Annotated in this window: 1 protein-coding gene; it reads left to right on the top strand. The window is 64.9% G+C overall.

Features of this window, described 5'->3' with window-relative positions; all coding sequences use genetic code 11:
* Positions 1-251 (top strand): hypothetical protein (locus AC3II9_RS22160; RefSeq protein WP_489158894.1); only part of this gene is annotated, 251 nt, incomplete at both ends.

Below are 251 nucleotides of genomic sequence, written 5' to 3' on the forward strand. Positions count from 1 at the left end.
ATCCTCCATGCCGATCCAGCCTTCGCGCTGCGGATCGGCCTGGCGGGCCTGGATGCCGACAGCTTCGCACCCGCCTATTTCGCCGCAAGAGAGGCCGCCGATCCCTTCCGTTGGGCGCGCCGGAACCTCGAGGAGGTAGAGCGGAACAAGGCGGACAAGGTCACTGTTCCCTGGCGTTATGCCCTGCTGCGGATGCATGAGAAGGTCGAGGCCATCGTCTCGGAACTTCCCGAGGCTGATCGCGAGCGGTT

This window comes from Lysinibacillus sp. RU7, assembly GCF_057837305.1.